The organism is Kribbella sp. NPDC055110 (assembly GCF_053607525.1).
This window is the reverse complement of record NZ_JBSGTS010000009.1, coordinates 24036-48280: the sequence shown is the minus strand read 5'-3', so window position 1 is coordinate 48280 and position 24245 is coordinate 24036. Positions and strand designations below refer to the sequence as shown.

23 protein-coding genes are annotated in these 24245 nt (G+C 68.7%); 10 read left to right on the top strand and 13 right to left on the bottom strand.

Annotation, left to right across the window (positions count from 1 at the left end):
- Window positions 1–51: 51 nt before the first annotated feature.
- On the top strand, window positions 52–783 hold the full coding sequence (locus ACWF0M_RS16220) for a class I SAM-dependent methyltransferase (RefSeq protein ID WP_452236462.1): 732 nt from the start codon (window positions 52–54) through the stop codon (window positions 781–783).
- Here ACWF0M_RS16220 and ACWF0M_RS16215 read toward each other — a convergent pair.
- The 6 genes from ACWF0M_RS16215 to ACWF0M_RS16190 form a co-directional block, all read right to left on the bottom strand.
- The gene (locus ACWF0M_RS16215) at window positions 770–1885 is read right to left on the bottom strand and encodes a hypothetical protein (RefSeq protein ID WP_452236461.1); all 1116 of its coding nucleotides are present in this window, start codon (window positions 1883–1885) and stop codon (window positions 770–772) included. The genes ACWF0M_RS16220 and ACWF0M_RS16215 overlap by 14 nt on opposite strands.
- Window positions 1886–1920: 35 nt before the next feature.
- Complete coding sequence (locus tag ACWF0M_RS16210; RefSeq protein WP_452236460.1) at window positions 1921–2751, bottom strand: acyltransferase; 831 nt, start codon at window positions 2749–2751, stop codon at window positions 1921–1923.
- 9 nt (window positions 2752–2760) lie between these two features.
- Window positions 2761–3711, bottom strand: coding sequence for a class I SAM-dependent methyltransferase (locus tag ACWF0M_RS16205; RefSeq protein ID WP_452236459.1), 951 nt, complete (start codon window positions 3709–3711; stop codon window positions 2761–2763).
- Window positions 3711–4490 carry an enoyl-CoA hydratase/isomerase family protein gene (locus tag ACWF0M_RS16200; protein ID WP_452236458.1) on the bottom strand — a complete coding sequence of 260 codons (780 nt, stop codon included), beginning with the start codon at window positions 4488–4490 and terminating at the stop codon, window positions 3711–3713. The genes ACWF0M_RS16205 and ACWF0M_RS16200 overlap by 1 nt, the downstream gene beginning before the upstream one ends.
- A gap of 77 nt (window positions 4491–4567) precedes the next feature.
- Window positions 4568–5611, bottom strand: a complete 1044-nt coding sequence (locus ACWF0M_RS16195) for a Gfo/Idh/MocA family protein (RefSeq protein ID WP_452236457.1) — start codon at window positions 5609–5611, stop codon at window positions 4568–4570.
- Window positions 5608–6630 carry a Gfo/Idh/MocA family protein gene (locus ACWF0M_RS16190; protein WP_452236456.1) on the bottom strand — a complete coding sequence of 341 codons (1023 nt, stop codon included), beginning with the start codon at window positions 6628–6630 and terminating at the stop codon, window positions 5608–5610. Before ACWF0M_RS16190 ends, ACWF0M_RS16195 begins: the two co-directional genes overlap by 4 nt.
- Before the next feature lie 139 nt (window positions 6631–6769).
- Here ACWF0M_RS16190 and glgX point away from each other — a divergent pair, with 139 nt between their 5' ends.
- Together glgX and ACWF0M_RS16180 are read left to right on the top strand one after the other, a co-directional pair.
- Window positions 6770–8878 (top strand): glycogen debranching protein GlgX, encoded by a 2109-nt coding sequence (gene glgX / locus ACWF0M_RS16185; protein WP_452236455.1) that lies wholly within the window; start codon window positions 6770–6772, stop codon window positions 8876–8878.
- Window positions 8879–9005: 127 nt separating this feature from the next.
- Window positions 9006–9704, top strand: a complete 699-nt coding sequence (locus ACWF0M_RS16180) for an SGNH/GDSL hydrolase family protein (RefSeq protein ID WP_452236454.1) — start codon at window positions 9006–9008, stop codon at window positions 9702–9704.
- Between the two features lie 84 nt (window positions 9705–9788).
- Here ACWF0M_RS16180 and ACWF0M_RS16175 read toward each other — a convergent pair whose 3' ends face one another.
- A complete protein-coding gene (locus ACWF0M_RS16175) occupies window positions 9789–10427 on the bottom strand; it encodes a PadR family transcriptional regulator (protein ID WP_452236453.1) in 639 nt (212 codons plus the stop codon).
- A 62-nt stretch (window positions 10428–10489) separates the two neighbouring features.
- Entirely contained in the window at window positions 10490–11365 is an 876-nt protein-coding gene (locus ACWF0M_RS16170; RefSeq protein WP_452236452.1) for an AfsR/SARP family transcriptional regulator, read from the bottom strand.
- Between the two features lie 192 nt (window positions 11366–11557).
- On the opposite strand from ACWF0M_RS16170, the gene ACWF0M_RS16165 reads away from it, so the two are divergent.
- The 5 genes from ACWF0M_RS16165 to ACWF0M_RS16145 are packed head-to-tail and all read left to right on the top strand — an operon-like array spanning window position 11558 to window position 14335.
- Entirely contained in the window at window positions 11558–11758 is a 201-nt protein-coding gene (locus ACWF0M_RS16165; protein WP_452236451.1) for a hypothetical protein, read from the top strand.
- 52 nt (window positions 11759–11810) lie between these two features.
- Window positions 11811–12224, top strand: coding sequence for a MarR family winged helix-turn-helix transcriptional regulator (locus tag ACWF0M_RS16160; RefSeq protein WP_452236450.1), 414 nt, complete (start codon window positions 11811–11813; stop codon window positions 12222–12224).
- Window positions 12221–12631: a hypothetical protein gene (locus ACWF0M_RS16155; RefSeq protein ID WP_452236449.1), complete on the top strand. Its 411-nt coding sequence runs from the start codon at window positions 12221–12223 to the stop codon at window positions 12629–12631. Before ACWF0M_RS16160 ends, ACWF0M_RS16155 begins: the two co-directional genes overlap by 4 nt.
- 7 nt (window positions 12632–12638) lie before the next feature.
- Complete coding sequence (locus tag ACWF0M_RS16150; RefSeq protein ID WP_452236448.1) at window positions 12639–13463, top strand: MerR family transcriptional regulator; 825 nt, start codon at window positions 12639–12641, stop codon at window positions 13461–13463.
- Complete coding sequence (locus tag ACWF0M_RS16145; RefSeq protein ID WP_452236447.1) at window positions 13463–14335, top strand: transglutaminase-like domain-containing protein; 873 nt, start codon at window positions 13463–13465, stop codon at window positions 14333–14335. The genes ACWF0M_RS16150 and ACWF0M_RS16145 overlap by 1 nt, the downstream gene beginning before the upstream one ends.
- A gap of 68 nt (window positions 14336–14403) precedes the next feature.
- On the opposite strand, the gene ACWF0M_RS16140 is transcribed toward ACWF0M_RS16145, so the two are convergent.
- Window positions 14404–15012, bottom strand: a complete 609-nt coding sequence (locus ACWF0M_RS16140) for a TetR/AcrR family transcriptional regulator (RefSeq protein ID WP_452236446.1) — start codon at window positions 15010–15012, stop codon at window positions 14404–14406.
- A gap of 49 nt (window positions 15013–15061) precedes the next feature.
- Here ACWF0M_RS16140 and ACWF0M_RS16135 point away from each other — a divergent pair, with 49 nt between their 5' ends.
- Complete coding sequence (locus ACWF0M_RS16135) at window positions 15062–16492, top strand: MFS transporter (RefSeq protein WP_452236445.1); 1431 nt, start codon at window positions 15062–15064, stop codon at window positions 16490–16492.
- A gap of 186 nt (window positions 16493–16678) precedes the next feature.
- Here the strand turns inward: ACWF0M_RS16135 and glgP are convergent, their stop codons facing one another.
- On the bottom strand, window positions 16679–19273 hold the full coding sequence (gene glgP, locus ACWF0M_RS16130; protein WP_452236444.1) for an alpha-glucan family phosphorylase: 2595 nt from the start codon (window positions 19271–19273) through the stop codon (window positions 16679–16681).
- A gap of 183 nt (window positions 19274–19456) precedes the next feature.
- Here glgP and ACWF0M_RS16125 point away from each other — a divergent pair, with 183 nt between their 5' ends.
- The gene (locus ACWF0M_RS16125; RefSeq protein ID WP_452236443.1) at window positions 19457–21445 is read left to right on the top strand and encodes an alpha-1,4-glucan--maltose-1-phosphate maltosyltransferase; all 1989 of its coding nucleotides are present in this window, start codon (window positions 19457–19459) and stop codon (window positions 21443–21445) included.
- Window positions 21446–21458: 13 nt separating this feature from the next.
- Here the strand turns inward: ACWF0M_RS16125 and ACWF0M_RS16120 are convergent, their stop codons facing one another.
- The 3 genes from ACWF0M_RS16120 to ACWF0M_RS16110 are packed head-to-tail and all read right to left on the bottom strand — an operon-like array spanning window position 21459 to window position 24146.
- Window positions 21459–22361, bottom strand: coding sequence for an alpha/beta fold hydrolase (locus tag ACWF0M_RS16120; protein ID WP_452236442.1), 903 nt, complete (start codon window positions 22359–22361; stop codon window positions 21459–21461).
- Window positions 22362–22395: 34 nt separating this feature from the next.
- On the bottom strand, window positions 22396–23547 hold the full coding sequence (locus ACWF0M_RS16115; RefSeq protein ID WP_452236441.1) for a threonine synthase: 1152 nt from the start codon (window positions 23545–23547) through the stop codon (window positions 22396–22398).
- A gap of 11 nt (window positions 23548–23558) precedes the next feature.
- Window positions 23559–24146: a winged helix-turn-helix domain-containing protein gene (locus tag ACWF0M_RS16110; RefSeq protein ID WP_452236440.1), complete on the bottom strand. Its 588-nt coding sequence runs from the start codon at window positions 24144–24146 to the stop codon at window positions 23559–23561.
- Window positions 24147–24245: the final 99 nt, after the last annotated feature.

Below are 24245 nucleotides of genomic sequence, written 5' to 3'. Positions count from 1 at the left end.
AACTCTGGTGCGAGTCCCATCACAGTCTCGTAGACGACTAGTCTGACTCAGGTGATCGAGACGTTACCGCTGACCGGCGAGAGGACCGCGCCCGGGATCTGGCACGAGAACTATTGGTTCGCGCGTCATGATGCCGCCTATCGCTGGATCACGGCCCATCTGCCGATCGGGACCGGCCGGTTCCTCGACGCCGGCTGCGGCGAGGGCTACGGCGCGGAACAGCTCCGGCTCGCCGGAGCGAACCCGGCGACCGGTCTCGACTATGAAGATACGACGTTGCGGCACGTCCGCCGCGCTTATCCACAGGTCAATGTCGCGCGCGGCAATCTCGTGCAGACACCCTTTGCGGACAACGCTTTCGAGACCGTGACGTCGCTGCAGACGATCGAGCACCTCTGGGAGCAGCCGCGGTTCGTCGCCGAGTGCGCGCGCATTCTCGCGCCCGGCGGAACCTTGGTCCTCAGTACGCCGAACCGCCTGACCTTCCCGAGCGGGAACTGGTACCACACGCGCGAACTCACCGCCGCCGAGTTCATCGAACTGCTCGAGCCGCACTTCGAGATCACGCAGGCGCTCGGCCTCCACCACGGCGTACGGCTCACGTCTTGGGAGACGCAGTACGGGTCCTGTGTCGACGCACAGCTCGGCGCCGAGCACGACCAGTGGGACGACAACCTGGCCGGACTCGTGCGCAGTACGACGTACGCCGACTTCGAGATCCGCCCAGGAAACCTGGACGAATCTCTCGATCTCGTGCTCGTGGCAACGCCTACGGGCGGATGATCCGCTCGACGATCTTGCCGGCGATCAGGTAGACCAGGGCCGCGATCCCCCAGTTCACCAGGAGGGTGTTCTTCGCGGTCTCCAGCCGGAACAGGTCCTTGAACGGGCCGACCAGGTCGTGACCGCGTTCGAGGATCCAGCGCACGATCTCGTTGCTCTGGTTGGTCTGGTCGAGCGCGGTGAACAGCGCACCGAGCGCGAGCACCGCGGCCGCGAGGACCGCGATCAGCCAGATCAGCGACGCGATCAGGTTGCGCAGCTTCCGGACGCCGGAGCCGACCGAGGTCAGCGCCTGCTTGCCCACGCCGGATGCCGAGGAGCCGCTCTTCGCCGGTTTGTTGCCCGAGGCACCGGTCGGCTTCGCGGGCGGCTTGGCCGCCGCGGCAGTCGCACCAGTGGCCGCCGCAACCGGCTCCTTGCCAGAAGCAACAGCATCCTCCGAGCCGGCCGCGTCCGCTGCCGGGGCCTCGGCCGCCGCCTTCTCGCGGGCCCGCTGCTCCGCCACGATCTCCGCCGCCGTCTTCGGCCGCGCAGTCTTCGTCACGGTCGCCGTACCCGAACCGCCCGCGCCGGCCCCTGCACCAGTCACGGCGCCGGACTCGGTTGCGGTGCCCGGCTTCGCGCCGGCCTTGCCGGCTTCGGCGGCCGGGTTCAACTCAGCCTTCTCGTCGTGCGTACCCACGTCGTCCATCTCCTCAGCCGGGGTCCGTTCCTCGTCCGTGGCCACTGCGGCGGCCGGCGGTCTCCTCCGCCGGCTGACCGGGACCGGGCGTGGCGACAACCGGCGGCGCGCGCCCGCAACCGGTGCCGCTGCCGTACTGCCGTCCACTGTGCGGTCAACTGTGCCGTCTGCTGTGCCATCTACTGCGCCGTCCACTGCCTGTGCTTCCGGGTTCACGCTGGTATTCACGCCCATGTCTGACTCGTTCGTTTCAAGCACTGGTTCCAACGTAGCGCTGCCGGCGACCATCGGCTCGGCGACGATCGGCACCGGGTCGACCGCGCGGGTCCTCGCCTGCGTGATCGAGTTGTCGGCCGCGGCCTGGTCGAGCAGCGACCGGGCAGCCTGGTCGGCCGGCTCGATCGCAGCCTGGTCAGCCACGCTACTTCTCCTCTCCGATGCTCAGCAGCTGCTCATCAGGTCGTGGGCGTCCGACCGGATGTGGGGGCCATAGTGCCCGACTGGTGAGTAACTTGAGAACCCCTCACGCTCTCTTTTTCACCATCTGCTTCTACCTCATCACCACCCGCATCCCCCGGCGCCACGCTCGGGGACGGCGCAACCGGGGTTTCGCCGGCCCGCAGCAGGCCGGCGGTCCGGGTGTTCGCGGCAGCCAGTCCGGCCAGGTACTTGCGGCGTTCGGCGCTGGCGGCGTACCGAGTCGTGCGGTCACCGAGGACCTTCGCCGGTACGCCGGCCGCGATCGAGTACGCCGGGATGTTGCCGCGGGCAACGCTGTTGGCGCCGATCACCACGCCGCGGCCGATGTCGGCGCCCCGGGTGACCGTGACCTTCGTGGCCAGCCAGCAGTCCGGGCCGATCCGGACCGGGGACTTGACCAGGCCCTGGTCCTTGATCGGCAGGTCGAGGTCCTCGGTCTTGTGGTCGAAGTCGCAGATGTAGGTCCAGTCCGCGATCAGGGTCGACGCGCCGATCTCGATGTCCAGGTAGCAGTTCACCGTGACGTCGCGGGCGAACACCACCTTGTCGCCGATCCGCAGCGTGCCCTCGTGCGCGCGCAGCCGGGTCTCGTCGCCGAGGTGCACCCATTTGCCGAGCACGATCCGCCCGTGTCCGGGCCGGGCCACGATCTCCAGGTGCTTGCCGAGGAACACGAAACCCTGGGTGATCACGTGCGGGTGCCGCAGCCGGAACCAGGCGAACCGCCAGTAGCGCTTCAGGTAGTACGGCGTCCACGCCCGATGGCGCACCACCCAGCGCAGATTCGGCACGGACAGCAACCGCATCAACACACCCTACTGCTTGTCGGCTACCCCGGTGATCGAGACGTTGTAGTACAGCTCATCCGGTACGACGGCCGACAACGCCTTGTCCACCTTGGACAGTTGCAGCCACGACTTGTACGCGAACATCCGCCACCCGAACCCGAGCTTCTGCTCCGGTACGGCGGCCTCGAACGTACGGATCGGCCACCCGACCCATGCCGCCAGCAACTCCTCCGTGACGGTGCGAACGTCCGCGGCGCCCGCCCGCGACGCCATCCGCGCCAGCGTGTCCGGGTCGAACGTGTGCAGGTCCACGACAGCTTCCAGCGCGGCCGCTCGCGACGACTCGTCGAGCTCCTCCTGCGGCCGCCGCCAGTGCGCGAGCGCGGGCAGCTTGGTCACGTTGGTGGTCGCCCACCAGGTGAACCGGGACAGTCGCCGGGCCACGATGTCGCCGTACCGGGTGGGCTCGCCGCAGATCACGAAGCGTCCGCCCGGCTTCAGCACCCGGAGCATCTCGCGGAACGCCAGCTCGACGTCCGGGATGTGGTGGATGACCGCGTGCCCGATGACGAGGTCGAACGTGTTGTCGTCGTACGGCAGCTTCTCGGCGTCCGCGACCTTGCCCTCGATCGCGAACCCGAGGGTCTTCGCGTTCTTCTTCGCGGCCTCGACCATGCCCGGCGAGAGGTCGGTGACGTGCGCCTCGTCGAGGACGCCGGCCAGCTTGAGGTTCAGCGTGAAGAAGCCGGTGCCGGCGCCGATCTCGAGGGTCTTGCCGTACGGCCAGCCGCGGGTGCCGGCGACCGCGGTGAAGCGGTCCCGGGCGTAGTCGACGCAGCGTTCGTCGTACGAGATCGACCACTTCTCGTCGTACGTCGACGCTTCCCAGTCGTGGTACAGCACCTGGGCGAGCTTGTTGTCGTTCCAGGCGGCCTCGACTTCCTCAGCGGAGGCAGCAGGCTTGGAGGTAGCAGACATCAGATTCCCTTGAACTCAGCTTTGCCAGGACCGTTCTCGACGAAGGACTTCATGCCGATCGCGCGGTCCTCGGTGGCGAACAGCGCCGCGAACTGCTGACGCTCGATCTCCAGCCCGGTGGTCAGGTCGACGCCCAGCCCGGAGTCGATCGACTCCTTGGCCGCGCGCAGCGCCATCGCCGCGCCGCGGGAGAACTGGGACGCCCAGGCAACGGCTTCGGAGTACACCGACGCGGCCGGGACGACCTTGTCGACCAGACCGATCGCGAGCGACTCGGCGGCGTCGACGAAGCGGCCGGTGTAGATCAGGTCCTTGGCCTTCGACGGACCGACCAGGCGGGACAGCCGCTGCGTACCGCCGGCGCCCGGGATGATGCCGAGCAGGACCTCCGGCTGGCCGAGCTTGGCGTCCTCGGCCGCGATCCGGTAGTCGGCGCAGAGCGCGAGCTCGCAGCCGCCGCCGAGCGCGTACCCGGTGATCGCGGCGACGGTCGGCTTCGGGATCGCGGCGACCGCGGACAGCGAAGCTTGCAGCGGACCGGAGCGCTTGGCCATCTCGGCGTACGACATGTCCGCCATCTCCTTGATGTCCGCACCGGCCGCGAACACCCGCTCGCCGCCGTAGATCACCACGGCGCGGACGGCGTCGTCGGCCGTCGCCTCGAGCGCGGCGGCCCGGATCTCCTCCTGGACCTGGACGTTCAGCGCGTTCATCTTCGGCCGATCCAGCCGGATCGTGCCGACACCTTCACTCACGGTGAGGTTGACGAACTCGCCCATGGCGTCCACTCCTTACGGTTCCCGGGGCTTACCGGTCGGTCACATCCCCGGGAACCGTACCTGACAGGAGCGGGACCTTAAACATCCACCGCCTGGCCGGAGGCCGCCGAGCGGCGGGCTGCGTCGACGATCCGCAGCGTGCGGAGGCCGACGGCGCCGTCCGGCTGCGGTACGACGGCGGGCGCCTGGCCGGGCTGCGCCGGACCCGTCGTACGGACGGCGTCCAGGAACGTGTCGAGCAGCGACGCGTCCAGGTTGCCGCCGATCGGGAGGTAGACCTCGCCCGCGGCGTCCGTGCCGCCGACGTGCGCGACGAACGGCTCGATCTCCACGGACCCGTTGGTGCCGGTCACCTGCAGCGACACGCCACCCCAGGTCGGACCGTTGTCCGGCATGCTCCACGAGCAGTCGATGGTTGCCAGCAGCCCGTTGTCGTAGTTGATCGTCACCAGACCGCCCGTCTCCACCTCCACACCCTTGTCCTGGTGCAGGATCCGGTTCGCGGCGGCGTACACGCGGGTGGCGGACGCACCGCCGGTCAGGCCGTCGATCAGGTCCGCGCAGTGCACGGTGTGGTCGACCAGTGCTCCCCCACCGGCGAGTTTCGCGTCGGTGAACCACTGCCGGGCGGCGTGCGGGATCTTCCCGTTGTTGGTGCCGAGGATCGCGAACACGTCACCGAGCCGGCCCGCTTCGACGTTCGCCCGCAGTTGCGCGTACGACGGCGCGAACCGGACCGGGTACGCGATCATCAGGATCGTCCCGGCCGCCTCGCACGCCGCGAGCATCGCCTCTCCGTCCGCAACCTCGGTGGCGAGCGGCTTCTCGCACAGGACATGCGCACCGACGGCGGCGGCACGCTCGACCAGTTCGCGGTGGCCCGAGTTCTCGGACGTCACCACGACCGCGTCGGGTCCCCACGCGAACAGTTCGTCGTACGAGTCGACGTACGGGATGCCGAACTGCGCGGCGAAATCGGCACCGCGCGGACCGGGGTCCGGCGCCGCGGCGCCATCGGGGTCGGCGGACAGTACGTCGATCTCGGGCAGCGACGCGAGCAGATGCGCGTACGAACCCGCGTGGACGTGCGCGAACGAGGCGATCGCGACCTTCAAAGTCATGCCACTGCTCCCGTCGAGACGAAGGTCTTCATGTCGATCGGCTGACCGGATTCCATCGACGCGCGCGCCGCCTCGGCCAGGTAGACCGCGGTCGCACCGTCGGACGCGAGAACGCGCGGCTCCGGTCCGCCGCGCAGGCCGATCGCCAGCTCCCGCAGCTGAGTCTGGTACGGGCTCTCGCCCAGCGCCGACTCGGGAATCAGCAGGTCGCCGGCGGCAGCGCCGTTCTGCAGCTCTTCCTTGTAGCCCGTGTCGCCGTCGGACTTGAACTTCAGTACGCCGCTCGCGCCCGCGACCGTGAAGCCGGTCTGGAACGTCGTACCGGTCGCTCCCCAGGTCGCACGGCAGTGGCTGATCGCTCCGGACTCGTGCGTCAGCGTCACGTGCGCCGCCACGTTGACGGGGCTGACACCGTCCACGGTCGGCGGGTTCTGTACGGCGTACACCGTGGTGACCTCGCCGCACAGCCAGCGCGCCTGGTCGAGGTCGTGCACCATCAGGTCCATGATCACGCCACCGGACCGGGCCACGTCGCGGTACCAGCCCGCACCGGCCGGCGAGGACGCCTGGCGGTAGAACCGCGCCACCGCGATCTCACCGAGCCGCCCGGCCTCGATCGCGTCGTACGCCGCCTTGTACGCCGGGAACCACCGCACCACGTGCGCGGGGTAGAGCCGGACGCCGGCCGCCTTGGCCGCATCGATCACCTCGTGCGAGTCGGCCGCGGTGAGCGTCAGCGGCTTCTCGCAGATCACGTTCTTGCCCGCCTTGATCGCGGCCAGCGTGATCTCCTTGTGGGTCGCCGACGGCGTGACGATGTCGACGAACTCGACCTCGGCCAGCAGCGCGTCCAGCGACGGTGCGACCTCCAGCCCGTACTGCTCCGACAGCTCGTGCGCACCCTCCAGCGAGTACACCAGCACGTGGGCCCCGAGGGCCTTCCACGACTGGACGTGGATGCGGGCGATATTGCCCGCGCCGATCAGACCGACGGTCAGATCGGCAAGCTCTTCCGACATGAGATCCCCTACAACCGGAGAGATGGGAAATTATGAACGATCCTTGCGTATCACTGCGCACAGACGTTCGCAACTACCGTCTCACGAACACAACCACCTCACTATCGTGAACTGACGCCGTACTGTGCAGAATGACCCGGTGACCGAAGCGACCGCCGCCCCGAGCGCTCCAGACCTGTCCGCCGCGACCGGTCTGCGTCTGGGTGCAGTGGTCCAGACCGATGGGACCACCTTCACCCTCTGGGCTCCGGCCGCGGAACGGGTCGAGCTGGCGCTCATTGCCGACGACGGCAGTCAGCGGAACCTGGACCTCGCGCACACCGGTGAGTTCTGGACCGGGTTCGTGCCGGAGGTCGGCGCCGGCCAGCGGTACGGGTACCGGGTGCACGGTCCGTTCGACCCGTCGCACGGGCTGCGGTTCAACCCGTCGAAGCTGCTGCTCGACCCGTACGCGCGGGCCGTGGACGGTTCGCTGGACTTCACCAGTCCGCACATCTACGACTCCTCCGACGGCGACTCGGCAGGGCATGTCCCGGTCGGTGTGGTGGTCGCCGACTCCGCTCCGCCGCCACCGATCAGCAGGCCGGTGCACTGGGGCGAGACGGTCATCTACGAGCTGCACACGAAGGGGTTCACGAAGCTGCATCCCGACGTACCCGAGCACCAGCGCGGCACGTACGCCGGGCTCGCGCATCCGTCGGTGATCGAGTACCTGACCGAGCTCGGCGTCACGTCGGTGGAGCTGTTGCCGATCCACCACTTCCTCACCGAGCCGGCGATCGCGGCGCGCGGCCTGCCCAACTACTGGGGCTACAACACGCTCGGGTTCTTCGCGCCGCACGCGCCGTACGCGTCGTCCGGTTCGCGCGGTGAGCAGGTGGCCGAGTTCAAGGCGATGGTCGCCGCGTTCCATGCCGCGGGCATCGAAGTGATCCTCGACGTGGTCTACAACCACACCGCCGAGGGCGGCTTCGACGGGCCGACGCTGAGCTTCCGCGGGATCGACAACCGCGCGTACTACCGGCTGACCAGCAGTGACGGTCACGGCGCCGCGATGTACGACGTCACGGGCACCGGCAACTCGGTCGACACCTCGCACCCGCAGGTACGGCAACTGGTGATGGACTCGCTGCGGTACTGGGTCGAGGAGATGGGCGTCGACGGGTTCCGGTTCGACCTCGCCGTCACGCTGGTGCGCAACGAGCGGCACGAGGTCGACATCCCCGACCACCCGTTCCTCGCCGAGGTCGCGGCCGACCCGGTGCTCGGCCGGGTGAAACTGATCGCCGAGCCGTGGGACGTCGGGCCGTTCGGCTACCAGGTGGGCAACTTCGGCCCGCCGTGGTCGGAGTGGAACGGTAAATTCCGCGACAGCGTGCGCGACGTCTGGCGCAACACCTCCGACGGCGTAAAGGACCTCGCCTACCGGCTCTCCGGGTCCAGTGATCTGTACGGCGACGACGGGCGCTACCCGTACGCGTCGATCAACTTCGTCACCGCGCACGACGGGTTCACGCTGCGGGACCTGGTCAGCTACGACCACAAGCACAACGAGGCGAACCACGAGGACAACCGGGACGGAACCGACGACAACCGGTCCTGGAACTGCGGCGTCGAGGGCGAGACCGGCGACGCCGGTGTGATCGCCTTGCGCAAGCAGCAGATGGCGAACCTGATGTCCACGCTCATCCTGTCCACCGGCGTGCCGATGATCACCGCCGGGGACGAGTGCGGGCGGACGCAGGACGGCAACAACAACGCGTACTGCCAGGACAGCGAGATCTCCTGGTTCGACTGGTCGTTGCCGAGCGCCTGGTCCGATCACCTCGAGCTGACCAAGAAGCTACTGGCCCTCCGCGCCGCGCATCCCGCACTGCGGCAGTGGCACTACTTCTCCGGGCAGCCTGTCGTGTCCGGCGGCCGCAAGGACCTGTCGTGGATCGCTCCGCACGGCGGCGAGATGACCGACGCGGACTGGTTCGACGGGAGCCTGCGGACGATCGGCATGTTCCTGCGTGGTGACGCGCTAAGGGCCACCGACGCGGAGGGCAACGCCCTGACCGACAGCTCGTTCCTGCTCGCCCTCAATGCGACAGCGGAAACCAGACCGGTCGTCGTACCGGATGCGTCGTGGGCCCCGGCGTACGAGGTGGTACTGGACACTAGCAACAGCATGGTGACCGAGGTGGAGGCCGGTGCGACGGTGCCGCTCGGCCCTCGCTGTTTGGTGCTGCTGCGCGCTCTCTGAGGTCGTTAACCTTCCCCCTGTACATTCGGCGGTCACCTTCTGTTCATGTCTGGGGGGACCGATGTTCTTGCTGCGCCGAGGGGGCCTTGAGCGGACCACACCGATTGGCGCGCTGCACCAAGCGATCATGCGGTGGGGTGAGGCCGAGCGGACCAGTTCGCGGCTGGCGATCCAGCGCTGGGTGGACGGCGTGGCGTACGTCGACGTACAGGCGCGGACGTATGCGGAGTACTGGACGCAGCAGAACTCTCTGACGCTGTCTGCGGACGGACCGCTCTGGGTCGTCCTCGGTGACTCCACTGCGCAGGGGCTGGGCGCTTCGTCGCCGCTGCACGGGTACGTCGGCCAGGTGCTGAACGCCCTGCGCCGCAAGGGCACGCCGTGGCGGGTGCTGAACCTGTCGCGGTCCGGTGCGCAGACACGGCACGTGCTGGAGGATCAGCTGCCGTTGCTGGACGGTCTGACGCCGGCACTGGTCACCTGTGGCATCGGCAGCAACGACATCCTTGCTACGCCGCCAAAGCGTTTCCGCGACCACCTCCGCGAGGTGATCGACCGGCTCCCCTCATCGTCCGTGGTGATGGACCTGACGGTCCCAGACCGTTTCTGGCGAGTCGGAGGAGCCGTCAGCCCGTACGTCTCCGGAATCAACCAGCTGATCAGCAGTACGGCGACCTCCCGCGGCCTGCCGGTCGCTGAAGTGTCCCGCTACGCCCGCCCACCGTGGCGCGGCATGCTCGCGCCAGACGCGTTCCACCCCAACAACCTCGGGTACCGCCGCCACGCCGATGCACTACTCGCCGCGATCCCTGAGGAGCTCTTGTAGCCGGTCCAGCGTCTTTCTCGGATGTGCGTGACATCTGCGAAGAGGAGCCGGTCGGCCGAGACGTTCCCTGCGATGACGCAGGTCTCAGGCTTCGGGTGCCTTCGGGGTCTCCGGGATCACTGTGGTGTCGGGGATCACTGGGGCGTCGGCGAGCAGCAGGTAGAGCGAGCGCCGCGCCTCGGCGAGGATCTTGGCGGCCGCGGTGCGCTGCTCCTCCGAGCCGCTGCGGGCAACCTGCCGAGTCGCTGAGTGCAGTTCCTCGAGCAGCGCGCGCAGGTCGGTCGCGGGACCGGAGCTGGCGAAACCGGCGAACGGATCGATCGACGTCCCGCGACGCGTCTCGACGTACTCGCGGCCGGAGTCGGTCAGGGTGACGAGCTTGCGGCCGGCGTCGGCGGTCACGGTGACCAGGCCCTCGTCCTCCAGTTGGTTGATGGTCGGGTAGATCGCGCCGGGGCTGGGGGTCCAGCGCCCGTCGCTGCGGTCGGCGATGGCCTGCATCAGCTGGTAGCCGTGCATCGGCTCCTCGGCGAGCAGCATCAGGACGGCCGTTCGGACATCGCCGCGCGGGGCCCGGCCGCGGCCGGAGCCACGTCCAGGACCTCGACCACCGCGTCCGCGGTGCATCGGCATGCCTTCTCCCATCCGCGGTCCACCGCGGCCGCGTCGGCGGCCTCGGATTTCGTTGGGGGTGTTCATACTTTCCTCCTCGATATTCTTCATGACACTAACGATATATCGTTACCGTCTCCAACGCAAGCCCTCGTCCCTGCGCGAGGCAGGTCTCAGGCGCCGGCGAGGAGCTGGAGCGAGTAGCGGGCGTCGGCCAGGATCTTGGCGGCCGCGGTGCGCTGTTCCTCTGAGCCGCCGCGGGCGACCTGTCGAGTGGCTGCGTGGAGTTCCTCGGCCAGCGACATCAGGACGTCCGCCTCGGTGGAGACGAGTACGGGATCCTGCCGCAGGATCGCCTCCTGCAGTTCGTCGATCTCCGGCGCCGGATCCACACCGAGCTCGCGATTCAGCATCGCCCGCAACCGAAGGACCGTGTCCAGCGCTTCGGCCTGCCGACCGGATCGGTACTGCGCCGTAGCGAGCAGAACCGACCGTCGCTCCCGCAGTGGAGCTTCGGCGACCAGTGCCTGCGCCCGGCCGAGGACGCTGCTGTGCCGGCCCGACCGCAGCGCGGCCTCCACAGCCGTCTCCTGCGCGAGTTGCCGCAGCTCTTCGAGCCGGGCCGCCTCGATCCGGGCCGCATCCCAGCACTCGACCTCGATCAACGGCCGCCCCCGCCAGAGACGCAACGCGCCCGACAGCACGACCGCCGCACGCTCGGCATCGGTCGCCAGCAGTACGTCGGCCCGCTCGACAGCCCGTTCGAACCGTTGCGCGTCGATCTCGTCCGGCGGGACGGTCAGCCGGTAGCCGCGCGGCGCCGTCTCGATCGCACGGCTGCCCAGCGCCTTGCGCAACCGCACCACGCAACCTTGCACGATCTTGGTCCATGACGCCGGGAGTTCGTCACCCCACAGGACGTCCGCGAGTACGTCGGCACTGACGACGTCCCCCGGATGCACCACGAGCGCAGACAGGACGACGCGATCGCGCCGGCCCAGATGTTGCCCCCCATCGACCGTGAGTGGGCCCAGAACAGCGATACCCACCACTCGACTGTCGATCGGGCGGCGCGCCGCGTCAAGACCCGCACTCGATACCGCGCCGATACCTGCCCGGCCGACCATCAGGACGGGGGCGGTACGAGCATGTCCAGACGAGCACGAGGGGCACCGGCGCCACGAAGCAAGCGATCGATCACGGCCTGGCTGAGGAGGCTGGCAGCCGTCGCATTGTGCAGTGTGCCGCTGATCGCGACTGCTCCGGCGACGGCGCAGAACTATCCGCGGCCCGAGGGCGCGTCGGCGAGCTACAGCACGCAGACACCAGACCGTGGCGGTCTGGACGCAACCTCGGTGGCGGTCGGCGCAGCGAGCGGCATCGCACTGACCTGGCTCGGCCTGGGCGGGCGATCGCGCCGCGACCGCAGACCGGCGCCCTGAGGCCCCGCAGAATTCCGGTGGCGGATATTACGGATTCGGATAATCTGGATTCGTGGAAAATGACGAGTTGCTGCTGGTGCTGTTGCAGCGGGCTACGCATGTGACGTTGCAGGTGCTGGGGACGGAGCTGGCCGATCTGGGGTTGACGGCTTCCGAGCTGAACGTGCTGGCCATCCTTGCGGACGGGCAGCCGCGGACGGTGTCCGAGATCGGGATCGCGGCGGGTGTGCGGCCGACGACGCTCACCGGCGTACTCGATCGGCTTGCCGACAAGGGTTTGCTGAGCCGCGCCGCGCGAACCGGGGACCGGCGTGCCGTGGAGATCTCGTTGACCGCGGCCGGCGCCCGGAGTGCGGCCCGGGTGGCGAAGGCGTTCGAAGCGGTCGAAGTACGGGCGTTGCACGACGTACCGGCGTCGGCGGTCAAGCAGGCGCGGCGGCTGCTGAAGGCGCTCGCGGACTCATGAACGTCTTCGACGAACTGATGGACGATGTGATGTCGACCGCCCAGCGGTTCGGGCATCGAGAGCACGTCCGCCTGACCTGGCTCGCCGTACGGCGGTGTGGGACGGCCGGCGCGGTGGACCTGATCAGCGACGGGATCCGGAAGACGGCTCGGTACGCCGGAGTGCCGCAGAAGTACAACGCCACGGTCAGTAGGGCGTGGGTCGAGCTGACGGCGTACCACATGACCGAGGCGCCAGGCGAAGACTTCGAACAGCTGGTACGCCGAAACCCGGGGCTACTGGACAAGCGGCTGCTGACGCACTTCTACAGCTCACGTGCCTTGGCGTCTCCGGCCGCGCGGACCGGGTGGGTGGAGCCGGACGTCAAGGCATTCCCCTTTACTCTGCCCCAAGGGCAGGGGGTGTGATGGTCCGGTGTTGACGATCAGTGAGTTCGGGCGGAGGGCCGGGCTTTCGCACAAGGCATTGCGGTTGTACGACGTGTCGGGGCTGCTGGCACCGGCGCAGGTGGACCCGGCCAACGGGTACCGCTTGTACGACGAGGAGCAGCTGGAGCGGGCGCGCCGGATCAGTGTGCTGCGGCAGTTGGACATGCCGCTGACCACGATCGCCGAGGTCCTCACCGGGACGGACGAGGACGCGTTGATCCGGCTCGACCGGTGGTGGGCCGCCGAGGAGGCGACCACGGCGTCCCGGCGCGCGACGTTGCAGTACCTGCGGGACCGGCTGTCGCGATCAGGTACGACGGGACTCGCGCCGCGACCGGTGCGTACCCGGGACGTGCCGGCGACGAAGATCGCGTCGATCCGGGCGGACACCAATCAGCAGATGCTGATCGGGGTGATCGTGACGTGCACCGACGAGATCATGTCGTACCTGCGGGCCACCGGTGCGACCGCGGACGTCGGGTCGTGGGTGATCTACCACGGCGCGGTGACGCCCGAGGGTGAGGCGACGGTCGAGGTGTGCGTGCCGTTCGAGGGACTGGTGGACCCGGCCGGCCGGATCGGGATCCGGGTCGAGCCGGCGCACCGGGAGGCGTACTGCACGATCACGATGGACGAGTGCGCGTACCCGCGGATCATGCTCGCGTACGACCTCGTCTTCGATTGGGTCCGCGCATCCGGCGTACCGGATGCTGGTCCGCCACGGGAGGTCTACCGCCCGGACTGCCACCTGCTCCCCCGCAACGAGCCGGCCGTCGACATCGCACTGCCCATTCTCGAGAGGAACCTGTGATGGACTACGCGATTCAGACCCGCTTCAGCGACCCCGGCGTACACGCCGGACTGTTCGACGCGCTGCCGGACGATGTCAACGAGATCGCCGCGGTCGTCCGCAACCTGCTGATCCACTACCGCGGCGGCGGCATCGAGTTCACCGGCGAGCGACTCGCCGAGATCGACAACCGGTGGGTGTCGGCGATCCTGGCCACGGACCAGAAACGCAACGGTACGGCGCTCGCGGTGCCGCGCGAGCCGTTCGACCGGGTCGTCGGGTGCTGCCGGGACTACACGCTCTTGTTCGTCTCGATCCTGCGCCACAAGGGGATCCCGGCCCGCAGCCGGATCGGGTTCGCGGACTACTTCGCCGAGGGCTTCAACCACGATCATGTGGTCGCCGAGTACTGGAACGGCGACCGCTGGGTGATGATCGACGCCCAGCTGGATCCGGCCGACGCTCGCTACACGTTCGATGTCACGGACATGCCGGCCGGGCCGTTCGTGTCGGCGGCCGAGGTCTGGGTCGGGTACCGATCGGGTGCGCTCAACGGCGATCTGTACGGCGTCGACCCCAACCCGGACGCTCCGGTGAAGCTGCACGGCAGCTGGTTCATCCGCAACTACGTGCACAACCAGCTCGCCCACTTGAACGGCGACGAACTGCTGCTGTGGGACAACTGGGGCACGATGTCCGACACGCTGGACGGCGCCGACGTGGAGCTCACCGATCGGATCGCCCAGCTGATGGTTGCCTCCGACAACGGAGACGACACGGCGACGAAGGAGGTCGACGAGCTCTACCGCACCGATCCCGGCCTGACGTTCGCCGGCCGCGCGTTCGTCACCTCCCCTGCCGGCGGCGAGTTCGCCTGGAAGGACCTCACCTAGCCCGCTTTCCGGAACTTTTCTGCCGCCAGGTGCAACATTCTTTCCGGAAACCCCCGGCGGCAGAGCACTCAGGTCGCGAAGCCGTCGCGGAGTTTGTCGAAGAGTTGCTCGACCCGGGCGCGGTGGTCGTCGGCGACCTCGTCCGGGGTTTCGCCGGCCACGAGCCGCCGCGCGGTCCCGGTGAGGACCGTGGTGTAGCCAGCAACCAAGAACGCGGCGAGGAGCGCGGCGTCGCCGTCGAACGTGGCGTCGCCGGACAGCTCCTCGACCAGCGTCTGCTGGAGCTCGTCCGCGATCTCCCGGGCTCGCGCGATCAACGCCGGCGACGCAGCGACCGTCACGAAGAACGGGATCGACCTGTCCTTCAGCCCGGACAGGGCGTGCCGGTCGTGGGCCAGTCCCAGGACGGCCTGCCGGAGCGACGTCAGTACGTCGACGTCGTCCGAGCGGTCGCGTATCGCCGTACGGAGAAGTTCTGTCGCGTCGTCGGCGCGGTCGAGGAGCAGGTCCTCCTTGCGCGGGAAGTGCTTGAAGACCGTCACGCTCGACACGCCGGCCTCGCGCGCGACCTCGGCGACCGTCACGGCGTCGAAGCCGCGGTCCAGGAACAACTGGGTGGCGACGTCCGAGATCCGCGCACGCGTCTGCGGTCCGCCACGGGCTGCGGTTCTGGGCATGGGACCTCACTCTCTTGTGTCACTAAGTTTAGTCAATTAACCTAGTGGCATGTCCTCCGATCAGACAACTGTCATAGCAGGCGCTCCCCGGTCGTTGCGGGAGGCGTGGGTCGCGCTGGCGGGGCTGTCGGCGGTGTTCCTGTTCGAGATGCTCGACAACTCGATTCTGAACGTCGCGCTGCCCACCATCGGGCGCGAACTGCACGCGTCGACGACCGCGCTGCAATGGGTGACCGGCGCGTACGCCGTCGTGTTCGGCGGGCTGATGCTCGCGTTCGGGGCGATCGCCGACCGGTTCGGCCGCCGGCGCATCATGCTCGTCGGGCTAGCACTGCTAGCGGTTGCGAGTCTCGCGACCGCGTTCGTCTCCACGGTCGAGCAGCTGATCGCCGTACGCGTGGCGATGGGCGTCGCGGCCGCGATGACGACACCGGGCTCGCTCGCGCTGAGCTTCCGGCTGTTCGAGGACGACGGGCTCCGGGTGCGCGCGACGACGCTGATCTCGACCGTGGGGCTGGTCGGGCTCGCGGTCGGTCCGACGGCGGGTGGGTTCGTGCTGGCGATCGCGCCGTGGCAGGTCCTGCTGCTCGTCAACGTACCGATAGCAGTGCTAGCGATCATCGGCGTACGGCGCGGCATCTCCCCCGACGTACCGGCCGAGCTGCACCGCGATCCGATCGACGTCGCGGGCGCTGTCCTCGGTACGGCGACGATCGTGCTGGCGCTCGTGGCGCCGACGCTGTTCGTCAACGAGGGCGCCGGGTCGTGGAGCCCGTGGGCGATCACCGTCGCGGCCGCGGTCGGGGCTGTCTTGTTCTACATCCGCGAGCGTTCAGCGACGTACCCGCTCCTCGATCCCAAGCTGGTCGCGCATCCGCTGGTGTCGAGCGGGCTCGCGTTCAAGGCGGCGGCCGGTCTGGCGACGGCGGGGCTCGGGTACCTCGTGACGCTGCAGCTCCAGCTCGACTGGGGTTGGTCGCCCGCGCTCGCCGCGATCGGGATGCTGCCGCAGGTGGTGGTGCTGGTCGCCGGCGGTGCGCTGATCAGGCCGTTCGTCGAACGGGTCGGCCTCGAGCGGGCCGCGTGGATCAGCGCGGCGGCGGTCGTGTTCGGGCTCGCGGTCTTCGGAGCGCTCAGCCGGTACGGCTACGTGTGGGTCGCGATCGCGCTCGTCCTGGTCGCGGCCGGTATGCGCGTTGTCGGAGTCGTTGCCGGAGTCAACGTACTGCGGGGCCTCCCGAAGAACCGCACCACGATCGGCGCCGCCCTCACCGACACCGCGACGGAGGTGACCTCGGGCGCCGGCATCGCCATCAGCGGCACCATCCTCGCCACGATGTTCACCGGCACGATCACCGCCCCGAACTGGACCGTCCACCAGACCGCCCAGTTCCACCACGCCACCACGACTGCCGGCCTCACCCTCACCGCGCTCGCGGCCGCATTGGTTGCCTGGGGCATCGTTCGCAGTCGGGCCTGAACACACCCGCCGGTGCCACGAGACAGGTTATTGCCTGTCCCCCGCCCCCAAGAGGTGTTCACACCCCCGGCTCACGGCGCCGGGGCGGCGGGATGGCGGGCGGCGAGGTGGCGAGGTGGCGGGGTGCGGACACAAAACACCCCCGCCTGGTGAGGCAGGCGGAGGTGTGTCTTTTGTGGTGGTGGCTCAGAACTCCGAGCCGGCGGGGAGGTCGGGGGTGGATGGGTCGTCCGGGTCGGACGGGCCCGCGGCGAGGCCGAGTTCGGCGACGCTCGCCAGGCCGGTGTGGTTCGGGACGACGCGGACGGTGTAGCCGAACGGACCGGTGCGGTCCAGCTTCAGTTCGCCCTCGTACCGGTGCCGGTTGCCCTCGTACGTCTCGGCCAGCGAGAGCGTGGCGCGGACCGGGCCGGTGATCTCGTCGTTGGTGTCGACGCGACCGTGCAGTACCTCGACGCAGATGTCCGACGGGGCGAGGTCGCCGAGCGCCGCGAAGGCGCGGATCCCGACGGTCGTGCCCAGCTGCGGTACGTCGCCGAGGCCCTGGAGCTCCACGTGGTCGACCCGGATCTCCGGCCATGCGGCGCGGACCTTGTGCTTCCACGCAGCCAGTTCGCGAGCACCGTCGTACGTCGAGTTGAGCGCCCGGGACGACTGCGCCGCCGGTACGTACAACTGCTCGACGTAGTCGCGCACCATCCGGGTGGCGAGCACCTTCGGGCCGAGCTCCTTGATCGTGTGCCGCAGCATCTCGATCCAGCGGGTCGGCACGTCACCGTCGTAGAAGCGCGGCGCGACCTGCTTCTCGATCAGGTCGTACAGCGCGTGCGCCTCGAGGTCGTCGCGGCGGTCGGTGTCCTCGATCCCTTCGGCGGACGGGATCGCCCAGCCGAACTCGTCGTCGTACCACTCGTCCCACCAGCCGTCGCGGATGGACAGGTTGAGGCCACCGTTGAGCGCGGCCTTCATCCCGGACGTGCCGCACGCCTCGTACGGGCGGAGCGGGTTGTTCAGCCAGACGTCGGTGCCCGGGTACATCGGCTGCGCGAGCGCAATGTCGTAGTCCGGCACGAAGACGATCCGGTGCCGCACCTCCGGGTCGTCGGCGAAGCGGACCATCTCCTGGATCAGCTTCTTGCCGCCCTCGTCATGCGGGTGCGACTTGCCGGCGATGACGATCTGCACCGGACGCTCCGGGTGCAGCAGCAGCGCCTTCAGCCGCTCCGGGTCGCGCAGCATCAGCGTCAGCCGCTTGTACGACGGAACGCGCCGGGCGAACCCCATCGTCAGAACGTCCGGGTCGAGGATCGAGTCGACCCAGCCGAGCTCGGCCTCGCTGGCGCCGCGGTTGATCCAGGACTGCCGCACCCGCGCGCGGGTGTCGTCGATGAACCGCTGCCGGAGCAGCCGCTTGGTCTCCCAGATCTGCGCGTCGGTGGTCTTGTCCAGACCCTCGAACACCTCGTCGCCGTCGGCGGTGTAGTTCGCGTAGGTCAGGTCGTGCACCTCACGCGCCACCCACGTCGGCGCGTGCACGCCGTTCGTGATCGAGGTGATCGGCACGTCGACCGAGTCGAAGCTCGGCCACAGCCCCGCGAACATCCCGCGGCTGACCACACCGTGCAGCTTCGACACGCCGTTCGCGCGCTGGGCCAGCCGCAGCCCCATGATCGCCATGTTGAACAGCGCCGGGTCGCCGCCCTCGAAGTCCTCGGCGCCGAGCTCGAGGATCCGGTCGACCGGGACCTCCGGGCCGAACACGTCCGGCGAGAAGTGCTGCTGGATCAGCTCGACCGGGAACCGGTCGATACCGGCCGGGACCGGGGTATGCGTGGTGAAGACGGTGCCACCGCGGTTGACCTCGAGCGCGGTGTCGAAGTCGAGATCCTTCTCGGCGGCCAGCTCACGGATCCGCTCGATCCCGAGGAAGCCGGCGTGACCCTCGTTCGTGTGGAACACCTCGGGCGCCGCGTGACCGGTGATCCGGCAGTACGTGCGGACCGCGCGGACACCGCCGACGCCGAGCAGCAGCTCCTGGAGCAGACGGTGCTCGGTCGAACCGCCGTACAGCCGGTCGGTCACCTCGCGCTCCGACGGCTCGTTCTCCTCGATGTCGGAGTCGAGCATCAGCAGCGGCACCCGGCCGACCTGGGCGACCCAGATCTGCGCGTGCAGCTCACGGTTGCCGGGCAGGTTCAGCGTGACGGTGGCCGGTGCGTCACCATCCCGGAGCAGGCTGATCGGCAGCCCGTCCGGGTCCACCAGGGGGTAACGCTCCTGCTGCCAGCCCTCACGGTTCAGCGACTGCGCGAAGTACCCGTGCCGGTACAGCAGACCGACACCGATCAGCGGTACGGCGAGGTCGCTCGCCGCCTTCAGGTGGTCACCGGCGAGGATGCCGAGACCGCCGGAGTACTGCGGCAGCACATGGGTGATGCCGAACTCCGGGGAGAAGTACGCGACCGCGTCGAGCGGCGAACCGCCCGCGGTCTGGAACCACCGGTCTTCGGTCACGTAGCTGTCCAGGTCGGCTACAGCCAGTTCCAGCCGGCGCAGGAAAGCGTGGTCGTTGGCCAGCTCGTCGAGCCGGGCCGCCGGTACCTCGCCGAGCAGCTTGACCGGGTCACCGCCGGTGCTCCGCCACAACTGTGGGTCGACGGCCTCGAAGACGTCCTGCGTCTCCGGGTGCCAGGCCCAGCGGAGGTTGTTCACCAGGGTTCCCAGGCCGGTCAACGGCTCGGGCAGGACAGGGCGGACGGAAAATCGTCGTATCGCTCGCACCGGGACACCGTACAAGCCCAGGGCCAGCACGGCACCCTCGGCATGTGTCGATCTTGCAACGCGAGCAAGATTTTGCAGCTGTGCATGTCACGGACAGACGCTGGGAACCGATAACGTCAGCAGTGCAACTCCGCCGTACGTACCCATCCCGCCGGATCCGGAAAGCGAAGGTTCATCCACGCCATGACTGGGCGCATCCCGATCACCGACGTCACCCCGACCGTAGACGCCGGAGCGTATCCGGCGAAGTCCTCGGTCGGCGAGACGTTCACCATCGCGGCCACGGTCTTCAGGGAAGGCCATGACGCGGTGAACGCGAACGTCGTACTGACCTCGCCGTCGGGACAGACCAGACGGATGCTGATGGCCCCGGTCGGTCAGGGCACCGACCGCTGGACCGTCGACGTGACGCTGCAGGAGCAGGGCGCGTGGACGTTCGCGGTCGAGGGCTGGAGCGACCCGTACGGGACCTGGCGGCACAACGCCGAGATCAAGATCCCGGCCGGCCTCGACGTCGACCTGATGTTCCTGGAAGGCGCCGCGTTCTTCGACCGCGCGGCCGCCGGCGTACCACCCGCCGTACGGGCGGACCGCGGCACGCTGAGTGATGCGGCGCACGCGCTGGCGAACGGTGCGCTGCCCCCGGAGGCGCGGCTGGCCGCAGGCATCTCCCCGCAGGTACGGGCGGCGCTCGGTCGCTACCCGGTGCGTGAGCTGATCACCTCCTCCGAGACGTACCCGGTATGGGTCGACCGGACCCGCGCGCTGTACGGCAGCTGGTACGAGTTCTTCCCGCGCTCCGAAGGTGCGGCGTACGACGAAGAGGCCGGTGAGTGGAAGTCCGGGACCTTCCGGACCGCGGCGCAGCGACTCGAAGCGGTCGCGAAGATGGGCTTCGACATCCTCTACGTGCCGCCGGTCCACCCGATCGGGCACTCGTTCCGCAAGGGCCCGAACAACACCCTCGACCCGAAGCCGGGCGACCCGGGCTCGCCGTGGGCGATCGGCTCCGAGGACGGCGGCCACGACGCGATCCACCCGGAGCTCGGCACGTTCGAGGACTTCGAGTACTTCGTCGGCCGCGCCCGCGAGGTCGGCCTCGAAGTCGCGATCGACCTGGCGCTGCAGGCCTCGCCGGACCACCCGTGGGTGAAGGAACACCCGAAGTGGTTCTCGGTCCGCGCCGACGGCTCGATCGCGTACGCCGAGAACCCGCCGAAGAAGTACCAGGACATCTACCCGATCAACTTCGACAACGATCCCGAAGGCATCTACGCCGAAGTACTGCGGATCGTGAAGCTGTGGATCGGGCACGGCGTCACCGTGTTCCGGGTGGACAACCCGCACACCAAGCCGGTGAACTTCTGGGAGTGGCTGCTCGGCGAGATCCGCAAGACCGACCCGGACGTGGTGTTCCTGTCCGAGGCGTTCACCCGGCGCCCGATGATGCAGGAGCTCGCGAAGGTCGGGTTCCACCAGTCGTACACGTACTTCACCTGGCGCAACGAGAAGTGGGAGCTCGAGGAGTACCTGGAGGAGCTCACCAAGGAGACCGGTCACTTCCTCCGGCCGAACTTCTTCGTGAACACGCCGGACATCCTCACGGCGTACCTGCAGTACGGCGGACCGGGCGCGTTCAAGATCCGCGCGGCGATCGCGTCGACGTCGTCACCGGCCTGGGGCGTGTACGCCGGGTACGAACTGTTCGAGCACGTCGCGCTGCGGCCCGGCTCGGAGGAGTATCTGGACACCGAGAAGTTCCAGCTCCGCCCGCGGGACTGGAAGGCTGCCGAGGCGGAGGGGCGCTCGCTCGCGCCGTACCTGACGCTGCTGAACAACATCCGCCGCCGGCACCCGTCCCTGCAGCAGCTGCGCAACCTGACCCTGCACTCGGTCGACGACGAAGCGATCATGTGCTACTCGAAACGCTCCACCGCCCCCGACGGCCACACCGACACCGTCATCGTCGTCGTGAACACCGACCCGCACACCGTCCGCGAGTCGATGGTCCACCTCGACATGACCGCCCTCGGCATGCGCCCCGAAGACACCTTCACCGTGTACGACGAGATCACCGGCGCAACGTGGCGCTGGGGCCAGCAGAACTACATAAAACTGGACCCCAACGGCGAACCCGCCCACATCCTCGCCGTACGCCGCGGCCAAGCCTGAACGCAGCCTTCGATCAGTTCACGGGAAGGCTCAGCACCGCTGCGGCAAAGGCGGTCGGGGCCTCCTGTGGCACGTTGTGGCCGATGCCCGGCAGCGAGCGGATCTCGCAGGGGCCGGTGAAGTGCGGACCGTGGTCGGCGCCTTCCGGACCGGTCACGCCGTCTGCCTCGCTGACCAGGACGACAGTGGGTACGGCGATCCTCGGTAGCGCGGCGAGCTCGGTCTCCAGTTGCTCGTAGCGCGGATCGCCTTCGGTCAGCCCGTAACGGTGGCGGTACGAGTGGATCACCACGTCGACGAAGTCCGGGCTGTGCAGGCTGGGCGCGGTGGCCGGGTAGGCGACAGCGGAGGCGGTCCAGGCCGGCGACCAGTCGCGCCAGAGCAGGGCGCACAGCTCATCGCGGTTGCGGGTCAGACCGCGTCGACCGCGCTCGGAGTGGAAGTAGTACTGGTACCAGTACTTCTGCTCGCTCTCGGCCGGCGCGGGTTCGCCGGATTTCGCGATGTCCTGGATCGCGTAGCCACCGCAGGTCACCAGACCCGCGACCCGCTCCGGCCACAGGGCTGCGGCGATACACGCGGCCCGGCCGCCCCAGTCGTAGCCCGCGAGGACGGCCCGGTCGATCTCCAACGCGTCCATGAAGTCCAGCAGGTCCCGGCCCAACGCGGCCTGCTGGCCCGAACGCATCGTCCGGGCGTCGCGGAACCTCGTCGGACCGTAGCCGCGCAGGTAGGGCGCGACGACGTACCGGCCGCTCGCCGCGAGTTGGTCTGCCACCTCGTCGTAGGCGCGCACGTCGTACGGAAATCCGTGCAGCAGGATCACCGGAACGCCGTCCGCGCTCGGCTCGCCAGCCGCCTCGTAGCCGATCTCGAGCACGGCGGTGGTCACACTTGCCTGCCTGCGAAAGCTCATGCCCTGATCGTCGCACCGAGCTCCGACAAATCTTTCAGAGCGGAACGGTTTCCGGATACTTCAGGCCGGCGCCGGTGTTGAGGGCTACTACTTGGTCGTCGGCGCGGATCCAGCCGGACTCGCGGAGTTCGCGGATGGCGGCGAAGTTCGCGGCGCCTTCGGGACAGATGAAGGTGCCCTCGAGCTGAGCGACGCGGTGTTGTTCGGCCAGGATGTCCTCGTCGTCCACTGCGACGGCGCAACCGCCGGTCTCCGCGATCGCTTGTAGTACGAGGAAATCGCCGAGCGCCTTCGGGACGGTGATGCCGAAGGCAACGGTTTGCGCATTTACCCACGGCTCGCTTTCGGGGAGGCCTTTCTCCCAGGCGCGGACGATCGGTGCGCAGCCGGTCGACTGGACCGCGACCAGGCGCGGGAGGGGGCCCTCGATCCAGCCGAGGTCGCGGAGTTCGTTCAGCGCCTTCCAGATGCCGATGATGCCGACACCCCCGCCGGTCGGGTAGACGATCACGTCCGGCAGCTGCCAGCCGAGTTGTTCCGCGATCTCCAGGCCCATCGTCTTCTTGCCCTCGATCCGGTACGGCTCCTTCAGCGTCGACGCGTCGAAGTACCCGGGCTGCTCCCGGATGTACGCCGCCGCGTCGCCGATCAGCCCGTCGATCAGCTGCAGCCGCGCGCCGACCGCGATCACCTCGCGCCGGCAGATCTCCGGCGCGGCGATCGGCATCGCGATCAACGCCTCCATCCCGGCGCGCGCGGCGTACGCGGCCCAGGCCGAGCCGGCGTTCCCGTTCGTCGGCATCGCGATCTTCCGGACGCCGACCTCGTACGCACGCGACACCCCGACCGCCGCACCACGCGCCTTGAACGTCCCGGTCGGGATCAGCCCCTCGTCCTTCATCAGCAGGCGATCGACCCCGAGCTCGGCGCCGTACCGCGGCAACGGCAGGAGCGGCGTCATCCCCTCCCCCAGCGTCACCACGTTCTCGGGCGAGCGCACCGGAAGCAGTTCGTGATACCGCCACAGGTCCGGCGACCGCTCGGCCAGATCGGCCTTCGACAGCGACGGTACGTCGTACCGTGCGAGCAGCGGCGATCCGCACGGGCACAGGCCGATGATCTGATCGGCGTCATGGGTGGCGCCACAACGAGGACATTCGAGATGACTCAACGCGGAGAAGGGCACGACAACAGAAACTACCCCGCGCGCAAATCGGTGATCATCGGGCGCTGGTGATCGGTGAGCCGGAACCCGATACCGCGGACGGCGTCGATCGTCACCGTCGTACCGAGGTCGTCGAGTTTGCGGCGCAGGCGCTTCACCACCGAGTGCACGTCGGCGGTGCCGCGGACGTTCTGGTCCCGCCACACGGTGTGGTGCAGGGCGTCGTACGACCAGACCCGGAGCGGCGTGGACATCAGCCGGCTGAGCAGCTCCTGCTCGAGCTCGGTCAGCTGGATCTCGCGACCACGCCAGCGCGCGACCGAGCGAGCCTGATCGATGGTGAGTACGTCGGCGTCGGGGTCCTCGCCGGCTGCCTGGACGGCGGTGGCATCGACCGCATCGGGCTCCGGCGGCTCGGGCTGCCCAGGTGCGGCGGGCGGTGGTTGAGCGGGAACCAGCAGTCTGCGCAGTTCGTCGAGGCTGGACACGAGCAGCAGCGGCGCGACGTCGTCGACCAGTTCGGCCAGCCGGACGCGCTGCTCGGGTGAGGCCGCGACCGCGATGACCAGCGGGAACGGTTCGGATCTGGTCGCTGTCAGATCGACACGGGCGGTGACCATCTGATCACGATGTCAACATCTGCCTCGGATCGTCAACGGAATGCCAACGTTTGCCCACGTTGCTTCGATCGGCGCGACAGCTAGTCACAAGTTGCTCAC

Bases quoted from the DNA above. Each gene is read 5' to 3' on its own strand.
- ACWF0M_RS16210 (WP_452236460.1), bottom strand. From the start codon at position 2,751: ATGCGGTTGCTGTCCGTGCCGAATCTGCGCTGGGTGGTGCGCCATCGG.
- ACWF0M_RS16205 (WP_452236459.1), bottom strand. From the start codon at position 3,711: ATGTCTGCTACCTCCAAGCCTGCTGCCTCCGCTGAGGAAGTCGAGGCC.
- ACWF0M_RS16200 (WP_452236458.1), bottom strand. From the start codon at position 4,490: ATGGGCGAGTTCGTCAACCTCACCGTGAGTGAAGGTGTCGGCACGATC.
- ACWF0M_RS16195 (WP_452236457.1), bottom strand. From the start codon at position 5,611: ATGACTTTGAAGGTCGCGATCGCCTCGTTCGCGCACGTCCACGCGGGT.
- ACWF0M_RS16190 (WP_452236456.1), bottom strand. From the start codon at position 6,630: ATGTCGGAAGAGCTTGCCGATCTGACCGTCGGTCTGATCGGCGCGGGC.
- ACWF0M_RS16180 (WP_452236454.1), top strand. From the start codon at position 9,006: ATGCGGTGGGGTGAGGCCGAGCGGACCAGTTCGCGGCTGGCGATCCAG.
- ACWF0M_RS16175 (WP_452236453.1), bottom strand. From the start codon at position 10,427: ATGAAGAATATCGAGGAGGAAAGTATGAACACCCCCAACGAAATCCGA.
- ACWF0M_RS16155 (WP_452236449.1), top strand. From the start codon at position 12,221: ATGAACGTCTTCGACGAACTGATGGACGATGTGATGTCGACCGCCCAG.
- ACWF0M_RS16145 (WP_452236447.1), top strand. From the start codon at position 13,463: ATGGACTACGCGATTCAGACCCGCTTCAGCGACCCCGGCGTACACGCC.
- ACWF0M_RS16140 (WP_452236446.1), bottom strand. From the start codon at position 15,012: ATGCCCAGAACCGCAGCCCGTGGCGGACCGCAGACGCGTGCGCGGATC.
- ACWF0M_RS16135 (WP_452236445.1), top strand. From the start codon at position 15,062: ATGTCCTCCGATCAGACAACTGTCATAGCAGGCGCTCCCCGGTCGTTG.
- ACWF0M_RS16125 (WP_452236443.1), top strand. From the start codon at position 19,457: ATGACTGGGCGCATCCCGATCACCGACGTCACCCCGACCGTAGACGCC.
- ACWF0M_RS16120 (WP_452236442.1), bottom strand. From the start codon at position 22,361: ATGAGCTTTCGCAGGCAGGCAAGTGTGACCACCGCCGTGCTCGAGATC.
- ACWF0M_RS16110 (WP_452236440.1), bottom strand. From the start codon at position 24,146: ATGGTCACCGCCCGTGTCGATCTGACAGCGACCAGATCCGAACCGTTC.